The sequence below is a fragment of the Kribbella jejuensis genome (genome assembly GCF_006715085.1).
GTDB classification, from domain to species: Bacteria; Actinomycetota; Actinomycetes; order Propionibacteriales; family Kribbellaceae; genus Kribbella; species Kribbella jejuensis.
In genome coordinates this window covers 286,716-301,876 of the sequence record NZ_VFMM01000001.1, presented here as the reverse complement: position 1 = coordinate 301,876, position 15,161 = coordinate 286,716, and the positions used below count along the sequence as shown (strand labels likewise).

Below are 15,161 nucleotides of genomic sequence, written 5' to 3'. Positions count from 1 at the left end.
GATGAATATCGGACCACATCTCGGGCGCAGACAGTTCCTTGCCCTGGGCACCGGTACGGCGATCGCCGCGGCGGGTGCCACCTATGCGTCGGCGTCGCCGACCGGCCGGTACCGGTGGCGCAATGTCGAGATCGTCGGTGGCGGCTTCGTCACCGGGATCATCCACCACCCGGCGAAACGCGGCCTGGTCTACGCGCGGACCGACATCGGCGGTGCCGCGCGGTACGACGGCCGGACGCGGCGCTGGGTGCAGCTGCTGCACTGGATCGGCTGGGACGACTGGAACTGGACCGGTGTCGAGAGCCTCGCGCTCGACCCGCACGACCCGCAGCGGCTGTATCTTGCCGTCGGCACCTATACCAACGACTGGTCGCCGATCAACGGCGCGATCCTGCGGTCCTGCGATCAGGGCCGGACGTTCGAGCGGACCGACCTGCCGTTCAAGCTCGGTGGCAACGAGCCCGGCCGGTCGATGGGCGAGCGGCTGGTGGTGCACCCCCGCGACGGTCGCGTGCTCTTCTTCGGCACCCGCAACCAGGGCCTCTGGCGCAGCGCCGACCGCGGCGTCACCTGGGCGCGGGTGGACAGCTTCCCGGCCACCGGCACCCCGGGGATCGGTATCGGCTTCGTCTTCGTGGACCCCCGCAACGGCACCGTCTACGCCGGCGTTTCCGATCCCGCGAACCCGCTCTACCGGAGCACCGACGCCGGCGCGACGTGGTCGCCGATCGCGGGCCAACCGACGGGGCTGCTTCCGCACCACGGCGAGCTGGGGGCCGACGGCAACATCTACGTCACGTACGGCGATCTGCCCGGCCCGTACGAGATGTACGACGGCGCCGTCCACAAGCTCGATCCGGCGACCGGGGAGTGGACCGACATCACCCCGCTGCGTCCGAACACCGGCGGCGAGGCCGGCTTCGGGTACGGCGGTCTTGCCACCGATCCGCAGCGGCCGGGCACCGTGATGGTGTCGACGATGAGCCGCTGGGGTCCGGTCGACGACATCTTCCGTTCGGTCGACGGCGGCCGGACCTGGACCTCGATCGGGCAGCGGATCGTGCTCGACACGTCGGGAGCGCCGTACCTGAACTTCCACGGCACACCCAAGCTGGGCTGGATGATCGGCGACATCTCGATCGATCCGTTCGACTCCGACAAAGTGCTCTACGTCACCGGCGCGACGATCTTCGGTACCGACGACGTGACCGAGGCGGAGGCAGGCCGCAGTACCCATTGGTCCGTGCGCGCCCAGGGGCTCGAGGAGACCGCCGTGCTCGACCTGATCAGTCCGCCCTGGGGACCGCCGTTGATCAGTGCGCTGGGGGACATCGGCGTGTACCGGCACGACCGGTTGGACGTCGTACCGCCCGACGGGCAGGCGGCCAATCCGGTCAGTGGGACGTCGCCGAGTCTCGACTACGCCGCGCTGGCACCGGGGTTCGTCGTACGGCTGGCGAATGCGAACGCGGGCGAACGTGGCGCGTACTCGACCGACGCCGGGAAGAGTTGGCAGCCGTTCACCGGTGAGCCGGCCGGTATGACCCAGACCGGGAAGGCCGCGGTCAGCGCCGACGCGCGGACGATCGTGTGGTCACCGGGCGATGTGGTCGCGCACTACTCCCGCGACCGGGGCGCGACCTGGACCGCGGTCACGGGGCTGCCGGTCACTGCGGTGGTCGCGGGCGATCGGGTCGACCCGGCGAGGTTCTACGCGTTCGACGCCGGTACCGGTCAGGCCTACGTCAGCTCGAACGGCGGTGCGGCCTTCAGCGCGACGGCCGGCGGCCTTCCGGTCGGCGCGGGGAAGCTCGAGACGGTACTGGCTCGCTCCGGTCACTGCTGGCTCGCGGCGGGAACGGGTGGGTTGTTCCGCTCCGTCGACGGCGGGTTGACGTACGTACGGGTGACCTCGATCGAGGAGGCGTACACGATCGGCTTCGGCAAGGCCGCGCCGCGGCGCCGGGAGATGGCCGCGTACACCTCGGGCAAGGTCGCCGGAGTGCGAGGAATCTTCCGTTCGGACGACAGCGGCGCTACGTGGGTGCGGGTGAACGACGACCGCCATCAGTACGCCTCCACGGGCGACGCGATCACCGGTGATCCGCGCGTGTACGGCCGGGTCTACCTGTCGACCAACGGATTCGGCATCCCGTACGGGGAGCCGGCCTGAAAGTTCTGCTTCATCTCAACGCCCAAGGATGAGAGGAACGGCAATGAACAAGTGGTGGAGAGCAGTAACGGCAGTGGTGACAGTGCTGGCGGCGGGCCTGGTGGCCGCCGTACCGGCGAACGCGGCGACGTGGTCGTCGTCGGACAAGTGGGCCACCTGGTCCAACGGTGGCTACACCATCCGGAACGATGTCTGGGGCAGTGGCGCCGGGCCGCAGACGATCTGGGCCAACTCGTACAGCAACTGGGGCGTCTGGGCCGACCACCCGAACACCGGCGGTGTGAAGGCGTATCCGCACTCGGCTCGCAACATCGGCAGGCAGCTCAGCTCGCTCGGCAGTTTGCGCAGCAGCTTCAACGTCAGCAGGCCGGGCAGCGGTTCGTACGAGACGGCGTACGACATCTGGGCCGGCAACAATGCGTACGAGATCATGCTCTGGGTCAACAAGCAGGGCGCGGTCGGCCCGATCGGATCCCGGCAGACCACCGCGTCCGTCGGCGGCCACACCTGGGACGTCTACCGGGGGAGCAACGGTTCGAACGCGGTCTTCTCGTTCGTCCGCACCTCCAACACCAACTCCGGAACCGTCGACATCAAGGCGATCCTGAACTGGATCCGCAGCGCCGGCTGGATGGGCGACGCGGTGGTCGGCGAGGTCCAGTTCGGCTTCGAGATCACCTCGTCGTCGGGCGGCCTCAACTTCACCAGCAACTCCTACTCCGTCAGCTCTTCCTGACCTCCCTCGGGGGCTCCCTGACCGAGGGAGCCCCCACCTGCACGTCGATTCGGTCTACGCTCGGGTCGTGGACGGCTGGACGGGGGTGTCACTGCTCGGGGGATGGCTCCCTGTGGCTCTTCAGGTTGCCGCGGCCGCGGCGCTGCTGGTGGCCGTCGGGTGGCGGGACCGGCGATGGCGGCTGCGCGTCCTGCCGGCGGTCGTCGGTCTGACGGCGGTGCTGACGGTGCTGGCGGCCTATCCGGGCGCGCGGGCGGCCCGACAGGTGGATCCGGTCCCGATCTCGGTGTGGTTGTGGCTGGGGGTGACCGCGGGCGCGTTGCTCGTGCTGGCGGCCGGGTGGCGGGGTGCGCGCTGGTGGAGGCGCGGTACGGCACTGGTCGCCGCAGCGCTGGCGGCATTCCTGTGCGCGAACGCGATCAACCAGTACGTCGGTTACTACCCGACGATCGGCGCTGCGCTCGACGACTGGAAGCATGCCCCGCTACCGGGGCAGACTTCCTTGCCAGTCGCTGTTCACGCCGCCGGGGTCGCGACGGTACCGCCGGCGGGCAAGTTGGTTGCCGTCGACATACCGGCGACCTACAGCCACTTCACCCACCGGCAGGAACTGGTGTACCTGCCGCCGATCTGGTTCGTCGGCCGGAGCCGTCCGGCATTGCCCGTGGTCGAGTTGATCGGTGCCGAGCACGGCAGTCCGGGTGACTGGGTGCGCCTCGGCAACGCGGTGCGGGTCTCCGACGACTACGCCGCTGCGCACAGCGGGTACGCGCCGATTCTGGTGTTCGCCGACGCGACGGGCCGGTTCAGCAACGACACGGAGTGCGTGAACGGCGTACCGGGGAATGCCGCCGACCACCTGGCCGAGGACATCCCGGCGTACGTCGGGAAGACTTTCGGCGCCGTCCGCGACCCGCGGCGGTGGGCGGTCGCCGGGTTCTCGATGGGCGGGACCTGTGCGCTGGATCTGGTGGTCGAGCACCCGGAGGTGTTCGGCCACTTCGCCGACATCTCCGGCGATCTCGCGCCGTACACAGGCACTCCCGCACAGACGCTGCACGACTTGTACGGCGGAGACGACAACGCCCGGCGCGCCAACGACCCGCGCCTGGTCATGCGCGCGCACGGCCCGTATGTGGGAGTGAGCGGCCTGTTCTGCACGAGCACCGGGGAAGTGGATCGTCGACACGAGGCGGAGGAACTCGCCAGGGCGGCTGCTGCCGTGGACATCGCGTCCCGGGTCGAGGTCTCGCCAGGAGCCCATACGTGGCAGTTCGCCGCGTCGGAGTTCGCGAAACTCTTTCCCTGGCTGGTCGATCAGCTCGCGGCGCGCCAGGGGGCAGGACACGCCTGAGCGCCGGTGGGGTACATGCTGGGTGGAAGCTCAACAGGAGGTGCGATGCGGCTGGACAGGAAGGTCGTGCTCGTCACCGGTGGGTCGGCCGGGATCGGGGCCGCCGTCGTGGAGCGGCTCGCCGCGGCCGGGGCGCGCATCGTCGTGCACGGACGGGACGCGGTGCGGACCACCGCGGTCGCCGAGCGGTCCGGGGGCGTGCCGGTGATCGGTGATCTGGTCGCGCCGGAGGCGGTCCTGACGGCCGCGCTGCGCGCGTACGGGCAGATCGACGTACTCGTCGCCAATGCCGGCCAGGGCTGGTCGGGACCGTTCGCGCAGATGCCCGTCGACCAGCTCGAGCGGCTGGTGGCGGTCGACCTGCTGGCCCCGCTGCGGCTGGTTCGTTGCCTTCTCCCCGCGATGATCGAGCGGCGCAGCGGTCACATCGCTCTGGTCGGTTCGGTCGCCGGACGTACGGCGGTCGCGGGCGAAGCCGTCTACGCGGCGACCAAGGCTGCCCTCGACATCTTCGCCGAGAGTCTTCGGCTGGAGGTTCGTGGTAGTGGTGTCACCGTGAGCCTCACCCTTCCCGGCGTCGTCGACACCGGGTTCTTCGCCGCACGTGGCCGGCCCTACGACCGCAAGTATCCGCGCCCGCTGCCCGCGGAAGTCGTCGCGCGGGCAGTGGTCGACGCCATCTCGAACGATCGCGCCGAGGTCTGGGCACCTGGCTGGCTTCGCGTGGCTCCCACCGTACGGGCGTTGGCGCCGGGTCTGTATCGCCGGCTGGCGGCGCGCTTCGGCGAGCAGGTGGTGCCGCGGTGAACGGGAGCGTCGTGTCGGCGGCCGATGCGTTCTTCCTGCACGTCGAGCGGCCGGGCGCGGCGCAACATGTCGGTGGTGTCGTCGTACTCGAGCCGACCGACCGACGGCCGGCGATCGACGAGGTCCGCAGAGTGGTCAGCGAGGGGTTCGCCCGGCTACCGCGGATGCGTCAACGGCTCGCACCGCCGTCGCGGTGGCGCCGGCCCCGCTGGGTCGAGGCCGAGCACGTCGACCTGGACTGGCACGTCGTCGAGCGGCATTCGCCGGACGGCTTGGACGGCCTGCTGCGCGTCGTCGGCGAGTTCGCCGAGCAACCGATGCCGCGAGACCGGCCGCTGTGGCGAATCGTGATGGTGCGCGACGTGGGTCCTGACGGCGCGGACGCGTTGGTCGTCCTGCTGCACCATTCGATTGCCGACGGCATCGGGACGGTTCTGCAGACGTTCAGTCTGTTCGAGCCGCGCCCGGCGTTACCGCTGCCGTCCGGCGCGGTGCCCGGACGGCTCACACGCGCCGCGGCGATCGCGGTCGGGCTGGCTCAGCTGGCGACCGACGGCACCGCACGGCCGTTGCCGTCCGGCTCGGCCCGGCGTGATTTCGCCGTCGCCGAGGCCGGGCTGGACGCCGTCCGGAAGGTTGCCGCGGCACGTGGGGTACGGGTCACCGATCTGCTGCTCGCGCTGCTGGCGGACGGTTTGGCCGCCGACACTGTCGTCGCGCGGGACCTCCCACAACCGCTGCGGTTCTCGGTGACGACGATGGTCCGGACGTCCGGCAGCGCGGCCGAGGGCAACGCGACCGCGGCGACGATGGTCGATGTGCCGGTCGACGGGCGCCCGTTCGACGAGCTACTGGCCGAGATAGCGGCCCGGACCGAACGGTTGCGCCGTCCGACCCGGGCGCCGGCGTCGCGGTTCGTGACGGCGACCGGTTTACGGGCGCTGCCGGAACCGATCGCACGCTGGTTCGCGCGGACGGTCTACGGACCGCGTTTCCTGCATGCGGTGGTGTCGAACCTGCCGGGACCGGCGATCCCGATGACGTTCGCGGGCGTGCCGCACCACCGTGCGTACCCGATCCTGCCGCTGGTCCCGGGTACTCCGCTCGCTGTCGGGGCGTTGAGCTGGGGAGGTGTGCTCGGGATCGGGCTGGCCACCGACCCCGCGCTCATCGACGCCGCGGCGCTGGCCGGCCACGTGAGCCGCCTACTCGAGCGGTTGGGGGCCGGGCCACTCGAGGGCGAGGAACAGGCGAGCGCGTGAGTCGGGGTCGTCCAGGCGGTCGCCGTACAGGGCCTTGAGCCGGGCCATCCGGTAGCGCACGGTCTGCGGGTGGATGTTGAGCTCCCGCGCGATCGCCTGCCGGTCGCCGAAGTGCCGCAGCCAGCTGGCCAGGGTTTCGCTGAGCCGTTCCCGGGCGGCGGCCGTCTCGCCCTCGAGCGGCGCCAGCATCTCGTGGCGCAGTGCGGCCACCAGCGCCTCGTCGCGCCAGACGATCAAGGCGTCCAGGTGCTCGTCGGTGAACACCGGGTCGTCAGTGAGTACGCCGGTCTTCTGCAGCCGGACGGCGATCCGGGCGATCTCCAGGCTGCGGGGCAGCTGTGCCAAGGTGACGGTATTGCCGACCACGGCGCGCATCCCGGCGAGTTCGCGGCTGAGCTGCAGACGGCGTCCCGGACCGGACGGTTCCGGAACCACCGCCCCGACCACGAGACCGTTGCGCCGGATCGGTAGCGCCCAGGGCTCGAGCCTGGCGACCAGGGTGCCCGCGTGCTGGTGATCGCCGCCGTAGATGATCACGGCCGCGGTGTCCGGGATCCGCCATCCGGCCTGCGCTGCCGCGGTACGGACGGCCTCGGTACTCGCGCGTCCGGACAGCAGCAGGTTGGCCAGCTCCTCGCGACGTTGCTCGCGGACCATCGCGTCGTCGATCTGCTCCTGCAGGTAGCCGTCGGCGGCCGAGAACGACAGATGGTTGACGAACACGAACACGGAGTCCGCGAGCGCCGCGAGATGGTCCGGCGCGAAGTCCAGGTGCAGGGCGGTGGCGGCGACGTGCCGCCAGGCGACCCGCGCGCCGAGCTGGAAGGCGGTCAGCAGCCGGGTGAGATCGTTGCCCTCGTGCAACTGGCGGCGGCCGATCTCCACGAACACCCGGCGGACAGTCTCGTCGGGTTGTTCGACGGTGGGCTGTTCCGGATTGCCGAGGTTCGCGATCGACGTGTCGAGCAGCCGGTGCACGAACAGCTCGGCCGGACCGAGGACGATGTCGCGGCTGTTGTCCAGGAACGCGGCGTAGTCCGGCCAGTGCTCGGCCAGCCGGTCGCGGACCTCGTCCAGCAGGGCGGGCAGCCCGTCCAGCAGAGCCGCCTCGAGGCCGGCCCGGTCGAAGATGGTGATGGTCATGCGAGACTCCCACACAAGCTGAGGGGATGCGCATTTGAGGCAACTGTAACGCCGTGACAAGTTCTGGTCGCCGGAATCTTCGCTGCGGGGGCAGATTTGGCAGGAATCGGCTGCCGATCATGGGGATGTGCATCCGGACGGGCTGCAGAGAGAACAGAGAGAACTCGGTAGGAGGGAACAGGGGGAGAATTTCCCTGTCGCGCTGAAAGTCCTCCCCGCCGGACCCCGAGAGGCGCTGCATGCCGTTTACGGCTACGCCCGGACCGTCGACGACCTGGGTGACGAGCACCAGGGTGACCGTTCCGCGGCGCTGCGCTCGTTCGAGGAAGACCTGGACCGCATCTGGACGACCGGGCAGCCGGTCCATCCGGTGCTGCGCCGGCTGCTCCCGGTCGTGCAGGCCCATGGCCTGCAGGCCGAACCCTTCCACCGCCTGATTCAGGCGAACCTCCAGGACCAGACGGTCACCCGGTACCCGACCTTCGCCGACCTCCTCGGCTACTGCCGGCTGTCCGCAGACCCGGTCGGCCGGATCGTGCTCGGTGTCTTCGGCGTCAGCGACCCCGAGACCGTCAGACTGTCCGACCTCGTATGTACGGCGCTGCAGCTGGTCGAACACTGGCAGGACGTCGCGGAGGACCGCCGGGCCGGGCGGATCTACCTGCCGCAGGAAGACCTGACGACGTACGGCGTTGCCGAGACCGACCTCGATCAACCGACAGCGTCGGACGCGTTGCGCGAGCTGATGCTTTACGAGACCGAGCGGGCCGCAATGCTGCTCGACGAAGGGGCTCCGATCGTCCGGCGGCTGCGCGGGTGGGCGCGGGTCTCCGTGGCCGGGTTCGTGGCCGGCGGACAGGCGACGGTCCGGGCGCTGCGTCGTACCGACGGCGACGTGCTGGCCCGTACCGCGCGGCCGTCGAAGGCGGAGACGGTGCGCCTGCTGATCAAGGCGGTGGCGTGATGACGCCGACGGTTGCGGAGGCGTACGCGGCCTGCCTGGAGATCACGAAGACCGAGGCGCGGAACTTCTACTACGGCATCCGGTTGCTGCCACCGCCGAAGCGCACCGCACTGTCGGCGCTGTACGCGTTGGCCCGGCGGATCGACGACATCGGCGACGGCACCCTGCCGCTCGAGGACAAGCGCGCCGCGCTCGCGCAGGTGCGCAAGGATCTCGGCCGGCTCGATGAGCTGAGCGAGCCGGTGTACGTCGCGGTGGCCGACGCTGCCCGCCGGTTCCCGGTGCCGCTCGGCGCCTTCGAGGAACTCGTCGACGGTGTCGAGACCGACCTGTGTGACGTCCGGATCGCCGATTTCGACCAGCTGGTCGGGTACTGCCGGCGGGTGGCCGGTTCGGTCGGCCGGCTGTGCCTGTCGATCTTCGGCCCGGGAAGCGCGGACGCCGACGTCGAGAGGCTCTCGCTGTACGCCGACCAGCTCGGCATCGCGCTGCAGCAGACGAACATCCTGCGCGACATCCGCGAAGACTTCAGCAACGGCCGCATCTATCTTCCGGCCGACGAACTGCAGCGGTTCGGCGTCCGGCTGGCACTCGACGAGCACGGCGCGCTCGACGACCCGCAGGGCCGGCTGGCCGGGTACATCCGGTACGCTGCCGCGCGAGCGCAGGACTGGTACGCACTGGGTTGGCGTCTGTTGCCGTACCTCGACCGGCGCAGCGGTGCGTCCTGCCGGGCGATGTCCGGCATCTATCACCACCTCCTGCTGCGGATCGGCGCGAATCCGGTCCTGGTCTACGACCGGCGGCTGTCGCTGTCGGCGGTGGAGAAGGCCCAGGTGGCGCTCGCGTCGTTGGCCGGAGCGCGGTCATGAGGCGGGTGGCCGTCGTCGGCGGCGGACTGGCCGGGATCACCGCGGCTCTGGCGCTGGCCGATGCGGACTGCTCGGTGGACTTGTTGGAGAGGCGGCCGAAGCTCGGTGGGCTGACGCACTCGTTCCAGCGGAACGGCCGGTGGATCGACAACGGACAGCACGTGTTCCTTCGGTGCTGTACGTCGTACCTGCGGCTTCTCGACCGATTGGGCGTGCGGGACCAGGTGCACCTGCAACAGCGCCTCGACGTACCCGTGCGCAGTGGCCGGTACGGCGGTGTCGGGCGGATCCGGCGCAACCGGATGCCCGCTCCACTGCACCTCGGGCCGGCCTTGGCGTCGTACCGCTGGTTGAGCGTTGCGGAGCGGGTGGCGGCCGTTCGTGCGGCGCTGGCCATGGGACGGGTGGACCGGACGGCCGCGGAGACGGACGCGCAGTCGTTCGGGGGCTGGCTGGCGGCACACGGTCAGGACGCGCGGGCGGTCGAGGCGTTGTGGGAGCTGATCGGTATCGCGACGCTCAATGCCCGGGCGGACGACGCATCGCTCGCGGTGGCGGCGACCGTGTTCCAGCTCGGGTTGCTCGAACGTACTGATGCTGCGGACATCGGCTGGTCGTTGGTGCCTCTGCAGCAGTTGCATGGTGATGCGGCGCTGCGGGCGTTGACGGCGGCCGGTGCCGAGGTGCGCCTGCAAGCGCCGGTCCGAGGCCTTCAGGACAACGGCGGTGGCTGGTCGATCGAGGGAGAGCGGTACGACGATGTTGTACTGGCGGTGCCGCCGGCGGACGCAGCCCGGCTGCTGCCGGACGGTGCCGTGGAACTGCCGGCCGGGTGGGCAGAAGCACTCGGCAGCTCACCGATCGTCAACGCCCATGTCGTGTTCGACCGGCGGGTGCTCGACACGCCGTTCATCGCAGGCGTCGACAGCCCGGTGCAGTGGGCGTTCGACCGCACTCTGCAGAGCGCTACTTCCGAGGACGAGCAGTACGTCGCGATCTCGCTGTCGGCCGCCGACGGGCTGATCGACACCCCCGTCGCGGACCTGCGGGAACTGTTGGTGCCTGCCCTTCGGCAACTGCTGCCTGCGGCTGCCGACGCGCGAGTGAAGGAGTTCTTCGTGACCCGAGAACGTCATGCCACTTTCCGGCCCGCACCGGCATCCGGCCGGTTCCGCCCTGTCGCGAGCACGAACCGCGCCGGCCTGCATCTGGCCGGAGCCTGGACCGCGACCGGCTGGCCGGCCACGATGGAAGGCGCGGTGCGCAGCGGCGAGGCCGCGGCCGCCTCGGTCCTGAGTGCCTCCCGCCCGAGTACCCCGGCTGTGCGGTTCGAGGACACCGCGTCATGACCGCCGTCGACCCGAGGCCCTCGGCAACCAAGGTCCCGGATCTGCTGGCCCGCGGCCGGGAGCTGGTCGAGCCGTCGCTGCGGCAGGCGTTGAGCCGGCTCGACGACCGGACCCGGCTGGTCGCGTCGTACCACCTCGGCTGGTGCGACGCGGACGGCCGGCCGATGACGGGCAGTTCCGGCAAGGCGATCCGGCCGGGTCTGGCCTTGCTCGTCGCCGAGGCGGTCTGCGGTGCCCCGGACCCGGCCGTGCCCGGTGGGGTCGCCGTCGAGCTGGTCCACAATTTCTCGCTGATCCACGACGACCTGATGGACCGCGACGCCGTACGGCGGCATCGCCGCACGGTCTGGTCGGTCTGGGGCGACGCCACGGCGGTGCTGGTCGGGGACGCCCTGGCCTGCCTGGCCGGTGAGGTACTGGCCGAGTGCGACTCGCCGTACGCCGCCCGCGCCGGTCACGCGCTGACGGTCGCGACCCGGGAGCTGATTCGTGGGCAGGTCCTGGATGTGGCGTTCGAGCAACGCACCGACGTGCAACTCCCGGAGTGCGTGGAGATGGCCTACGGGAAGACCGGATCGTTGCTCGGGGCATCGGCCGAGGTGGGCGCGATCCTGGCCGGCGCGGATCCGGCGACCTGTGTGGCGTTCCGGACCTACGGGCGTGAGCTGGGACTGGCGTTCCAGTTGGTCGACGACCTGCTCGGGATCTGGGGAAGTCCCGACCAGACGGGCAAACCGGTGTTCTCGGATCTGCGGGCCCACAAGAAGACGCTGCCGGTTGTCTGGTCCCTCGAGTACGGCGGCCCGTGCGGGCAGGAGCTGGCCGAATGGCTGGCCAGACCGGGGACCCCGTCCGAGGCCGACGTACAGGAGGCCGCCGTCCTCGTGGAACGCGCCGGCGGGCGCGAGTGGGCGATGGCCGAGGCCGGGGAGCGGGTGCGGAGGGCCGGGCGGGCGCTGTACGTCGGCGGCGTCGGCCCGTCGATCCGTGACCAGTTCGACCAGCTGGCCCAGTTCGTCGCGGAGCGCCGCCTGTGACCGCCGAGCGCATGGCCTATCAGCAGGTGGCCGCCGAGCGGGTGGCCGACGGGGTGCCGGCCGGTGCGCGGGTGGCCGACGGGGTGGTGGCCGACATGCGGGTGCAGGAGTGTCTCGACGCCGCGGTTGCGCGGCTGCGGGCGCTGCAGCACGAGGACGGGTGGTGGAAGGGCGACCTGGCAACGAACGTGACGATGGACGCCGAGGACCTGATGCTGCGGCACTTCCTCGGGGTCGCGACGGCTGCGACGGATACGGAGACGGCCCGCTGGATCCGGTCGCAGCAGCGCGCGGACGGCACCTGGGCGACGTTCCCCGATGGGCCCGGCGACCTGTCGACAACGGTCGAGGCCTGGGTCGCACTGCGGATGGCCGGTGACGATCCGGCGGCGCCGCACCTGGCGAAGGCGGCCGGCTTCGTCCGGTCGGCGGGTGGGGTGGAGAAGGCGCGGGTGTTCACGCACATCTGGCTCGCGTTGTTCGGACTGTGGGCATGGGACGACTGCCCCGACCTTCCGCCGGAACTGATCTTCCTGCCGAGCTGGGCTCCGCTGAACGTCTACAACTGGGCCTGCTGGGCGCGTCAGACGATCGTTCCGCTGACCATCGTGAGTGCGCATCGCCCGGTCCACCCGGTCGGCTTCACCGTCGACGAGCTCAGGTCGGGTACGCCGAGTTCCCAGAAGAGTTCCCAGAAGAGATCACAGAAGCGGCCGCTGCGCACGCTCGAGGGGGCGTTCCAGCGGCTGGACGTCGCGCTGAACGCCTACACCCGGTGGGGCCCGCGCGGACCGGCGAAGCTGGTTCGCCGGTTGGCGATGCGCCGTGCGACCGAGTGGATCGTCGCGCGGCAGGAGGCGGACGGCGGTTGGGGCGGGATCCAGCCGCCCTGGGTGTACTCGCTGATTGCGCTGCGGCTGATGGGCTACCCGATCGATCATCCGGTGATGGCCGCGGGCCTGCGTGGTCTGGACGGATTCACGGTTCACACGCAGACGCCGGACGGCCCGGCGCGCTGGCTGGAAGCCTGTCAGTCGCCGGTGTGGGACACTGGTCTGGCGGTGGCCGCGTTGCTCGACGCCGGTGTACCCGCCGACGACGAGTCGGTGCTCAGGGCAACTGATTGGCTGCTGGCGGAGCAGATCGACGCGCCGGGGGACTGGCAGGTGCGGCGGCCGGGGCTGGTCAGGGGCGGGTGGGCGTTCGAGTTCGCGAACGACGGCTACCCCGATACCGACGACACCGCGGAGATCGTGCTCGCGCTGCGCCGGGTCGCCCATCCGGAGCCGCAGCGGCTGCGGAAGGCACTGGACGACGCGGTGGCCTGGACGACGGGGATGCAGTCCGCCGACGGCGGCTGGGGCGCGTTCGACGCGGACAACACCGACACCACACCGTTGAAGCTGCCGTTCTGCGACTTCGGTGCCGTGATCGACTCACCGTCGGCCGACGTCACCGCGCACATCGTCGAGATGCTGGCCGCCGAAGGAAAGGCCGGCAGCGACGAATGCCGGCGCGGCGTGCGATGGCTGCTCGACGCGCAGGAGGACGACGGGTCGTGGTTCGGGCGCTGGGGGGCGAACCACGTGTACGGCACGGGGGCCGTCGTCCCGGCGCTGATCGCCGCCGGCATGCCACCGGGCGATCCGGTCGTCCAACGGGCCGTGCGCTGGGTGGAGGAACACCAGAACGAGGACGGCGGCTGGGGCGAGGACCTGCGCTCGTACGTCGATCCGGCCTGGATCGGCCGGGGCGACTCCACGCCCTCGCAGACCGCATGGGCTCTCCTCGTGCTCCTGGCCGCCGGGACCCGCAGCGAGGCCTTGCGACGTGGACTCGCGTACCTCGTCGACACCCAGCGTGCGGACGGCAGTTGGGACGAACCGCACTACACCGGCACAGGTTTCCCGGGTGACTTCTACATCGGCTACCACCTGTATCGGTTGGTCTTCCCGATCTGGGCCTTGGGCCGTTATGTCGGGAGCATCCGATGACCGGCGTCGTCGTCCACACACCGCTGTACGCCGAATGGATCGCTCTTCGCGGCGTACTCCGCACTCCGCCGCTCCGGACCGGACGCGCCGCCGGAACTCCCACCGCGGGACCGGCGCTGATCGCCGGGGTCGCGGGCGCCCTGGTCGAGGGCATCAGTCCGGGGGACCTCGTCGTTGCGAGCGCCGTCCGGCGCCCCGGCCGACCCGACGAGTGGGTGCCAAGTCATGCGGCAAGTCTGATCGCGGGGGAGCTGCGACGGCACGGTTTCACCGTGCACCTGGGACCGGTCGTCACCGCCGATCGGGTTGTCGATTCGGCGCCCGCGCGGGCCGAGCTGGCGGCGTCCGGGGCGATCGCCGTCGACACCGAGTCCGGGCTGCTCGCGGGTGACGACGGGCAGAGCGTGGTCATCCGCGCAATTGTGGACACACCGGCGAAGCCGCTGCGAGCCGTCGGGCTGCCGGCCAGGGGAGTACGTGCGCTCCGGGCGCTACGGCGTACGGGTGGGGTGATCGAGGACTGGCGAGCAGCCGTTGGCGACCGGCACATCTTGCTCGCCGGGCCACGGTCGTTCTGTGCAGGCGTGGAACGGGCGATCGAAACAGTCGAGCGAGCCTTGGAGCGGTTCGGCGCGCCGGTGTACGTCCGTCGCCAGATCGTCCACAACCGGTACGTCGTCGAGGATCTGGAGCGCCGCGGCGCCGTGTTCGTCGAGGAGGTGGACGCGGTCCCCGAGGGCAGCCTGCTCGTTCTCGCGGCCCACGGGGTCGCGCCGGCGGTGCGGGCCGAGGCCGCGGCACGCCGGTTGCGGGTCGTGGACGCCACCTGCCCACTGGTCGCCAAGGTGCACCAAGAGGTACGGCGTTACGCCGCACGTGACGACACCGTCGTACTCATCGGCCACGCAGAGCACGAGGAGGTCGTCGGCACCATCGGCGAGGCACCCGGCCAGGTACTCGTCGTCTCCACCCCGGACGAGGCCGCAACGGTCGACGTCCCGGACCCGTCACGCGTCGCCTACGCGATGCAGACCACGCTCGCCGTCGAGGACGCCGCCGAAACCGTGGCCGTCCTCCGCCGGCGCTTCCCGGGGCTCAAAGGTCCGCGCACCGACGACATCTGCTATGCCACCAGCAACCGGCAGGCCGGCGTACGGCGCATCGCCCGGCAGTCGGACCTGGTCGTCGTGCTCGGATCCCAGAACTCCTCCAACTCCCGGCGCCTCGCCGAGGTCGCCGAGGCAGCAGGCGCCCCCGCCGTCCTGATCGACACCGCGAGCGAGCTCCCGTTGAAGCTCTTGGCCGGCGCCACCACCATCGGCGTCACCGCGGGTGCGTCCGCTCCACCGGCACTCGTCGACGACCTCGTCCGCTGCCTGTCCGGCCTGGGATCCGTCACCGTGACGGAGACCGGCGAAACGACCGAGGACATCCGGTTCGTGCTACCGAAAGAGGTGAATCAGCCGTGAG

12 protein-coding genes are annotated in these 15,161 nt (G+C 70.7%); 11 read left to right on the top strand and 1 reads right to left on the bottom strand.

Translation table 11 applies throughout. The features are described 5' to 3' along the window. Window position 1 precedes the first annotated feature (1 nt). From FB475_RS01450 to FB475_RS01430, 5 genes are all read left to right on the top strand, one after another. Window positions 2-2,173 (top strand): WD40/YVTN/BNR-like repeat-containing protein, encoded by a 2,172-nt coding sequence (locus FB475_RS01450; RefSeq protein WP_141851781.1) that lies wholly within the window; start codon window positions 2-4, stop codon window positions 2,171-2,173. Window positions 2,174-2,216: 43 nt separating this feature from the next. Further along, entirely contained in the window at window positions 2,217-2,909 is a 693-nt protein-coding gene (locus tag FB475_RS01445; protein ID WP_141851779.1) for a glycoside hydrolase family 12 protein, read from the top strand. A gap of 112 nt (window positions 2,910-3,021) precedes the next feature. Continuing rightward, the gene (locus FB475_RS01440) at window positions 3,022-4,263 is read left to right on the top strand and encodes an alpha/beta hydrolase (RefSeq protein WP_185759005.1); all 1,242 of its coding nucleotides are present in this window, start codon (window positions 3,022-3,024) and stop codon (window positions 4,261-4,263) included. A 45-nt stretch (window positions 4,264-4,308) separates the two neighbouring features. Continuing rightward, window positions 4,309-5,070 (top strand): SDR family NAD(P)-dependent oxidoreductase, encoded by a 762-nt coding sequence (locus FB475_RS01435; RefSeq protein ID WP_141851777.1) that lies wholly within the window; start codon window positions 4,309-4,311, stop codon window positions 5,068-5,070. Next, window positions 5,067-6,332 carry a wax ester/triacylglycerol synthase domain-containing protein gene (locus FB475_RS01430; RefSeq protein WP_141851775.1) on the top strand — a complete coding sequence of 422 codons (1,266 nt, stop codon included), beginning with the start codon at window positions 5,067-5,069 and terminating at the stop codon, window positions 6,330-6,332. The genes FB475_RS01435 and FB475_RS01430 overlap by 4 nt, the downstream gene beginning before the upstream one ends. Here FB475_RS01430 and FB475_RS01425 read toward each other — a convergent pair. Continuing rightward, window positions 6,276-7,475 carry a PucR family transcriptional regulator gene (locus FB475_RS01425; RefSeq protein ID WP_141851773.1) on the bottom strand — a complete coding sequence of 400 codons (1,200 nt, stop codon included), beginning with the start codon at window positions 7,473-7,475 and terminating at the stop codon, window positions 6,276-6,278. The genes FB475_RS01430 and FB475_RS01425 overlap by 57 nt on opposite strands. Before the next feature lie 127 nt (window positions 7,476-7,602). Between FB475_RS01425 and hpnC the strand changes: the two genes are divergently transcribed. Genes hpnC through ispH form a run of 6 tightly spaced genes read left to right on the top strand, consistent with a single transcriptional unit; the run spans window position 7,603 to window position 15,160 of the window. Beyond that, window positions 7,603-8,439, top strand: a complete 837-nt coding sequence (gene hpnC / locus FB475_RS01420) for a squalene synthase HpnC (protein WP_238331900.1) — start codon at window positions 7,603-7,605, stop codon at window positions 8,437-8,439. Continuing rightward, window positions 8,439-9,311 (top strand): presqualene diphosphate synthase HpnD, encoded by an 873-nt coding sequence (hpnD, locus tag FB475_RS01415; RefSeq protein WP_141851771.1) that lies wholly within the window; start codon window positions 8,439-8,441, stop codon window positions 9,309-9,311. The genes hpnC and hpnD overlap by 1 nt, the downstream gene beginning before the upstream one ends. Continuing rightward, window positions 9,308-10,660: a hydroxysqualene dehydroxylase HpnE gene (hpnE, locus tag FB475_RS01410; protein ID WP_141851769.1), complete on the top strand. Its 1,353-nt coding sequence runs from the start codon at window positions 9,308-9,310 to the stop codon at window positions 10,658-10,660. Before hpnD ends, hpnE begins: the two co-directional genes overlap by 4 nt. Further along, window positions 10,657-11,697, top strand: a complete 1,041-nt coding sequence (locus FB475_RS01405; RefSeq protein WP_141851767.1) for a polyprenyl synthetase family protein — start codon at window positions 10,657-10,659, stop codon at window positions 11,695-11,697. Before hpnE ends, FB475_RS01405 begins: the two co-directional genes overlap by 4 nt. Next, window positions 11,694-13,691 carry a squalene--hopene cyclase gene (gene shc / locus FB475_RS01400; RefSeq protein ID WP_238331899.1) on the top strand — a complete coding sequence of 666 codons (1,998 nt, stop codon included), beginning with the start codon at window positions 11,694-11,696 and terminating at the stop codon, window positions 13,689-13,691. The genes FB475_RS01405 and shc overlap by 4 nt, the downstream gene beginning before the upstream one ends. After that, window positions 13,688-15,160, top strand: coding sequence for a 4-hydroxy-3-methylbut-2-enyl diphosphate reductase (gene ispH, locus FB475_RS01395; RefSeq protein ID WP_141851765.1), 1,473 nt, complete (start codon window positions 13,688-13,690; stop codon window positions 15,158-15,160). The genes shc and ispH overlap by 4 nt, the downstream gene beginning before the upstream one ends. Window position 15,161: the final 1 nt, after the last annotated feature.

Coding starts and splice junctions, on each gene's coding strand:
- FB475_RS01450 (WP_141851781.1), top strand. CDS start 2: ATGAATATCGGACCACATCTCGGGCGCAGACAGTTCCTTGCCCTGGGC.
- FB475_RS01445 (WP_141851779.1), top strand. CDS start 2,217: ATGAACAAGTGGTGGAGAGCAGTAACGGCAGTGGTGACAGTGCTGGCG.
- FB475_RS01435 (WP_141851777.1), top strand. CDS start 4,309: ATGCGGCTGGACAGGAAGGTCGTGCTCGTCACCGGTGGGTCGGCCGGG.
- FB475_RS01425 (WP_141851773.1), bottom strand. CDS start 7,475: ATGACCATCACCATCTTCGACCGGGCCGGCCTCGAGGCGGCTCTGCTG.
- hpnD (WP_141851771.1), top strand. CDS start 8,439: ATGACGCCGACGGTTGCGGAGGCGTACGCGGCCTGCCTGGAGATCACG.
- hpnE (WP_141851769.1), top strand. CDS start 9,308: ATGAGGCGGGTGGCCGTCGTCGGCGGCGGACTGGCCGGGATCACCGCG.
- FB475_RS01405 (WP_141851767.1), top strand. CDS start 10,657: ATGACCGCCGTCGACCCGAGGCCCTCGGCAACCAAGGTCCCGGATCTG.
- ispH (WP_141851765.1), top strand. CDS start 13,688: ATGACCGGCGTCGTCGTCCACACACCGCTGTACGCCGAATGGATCGCT.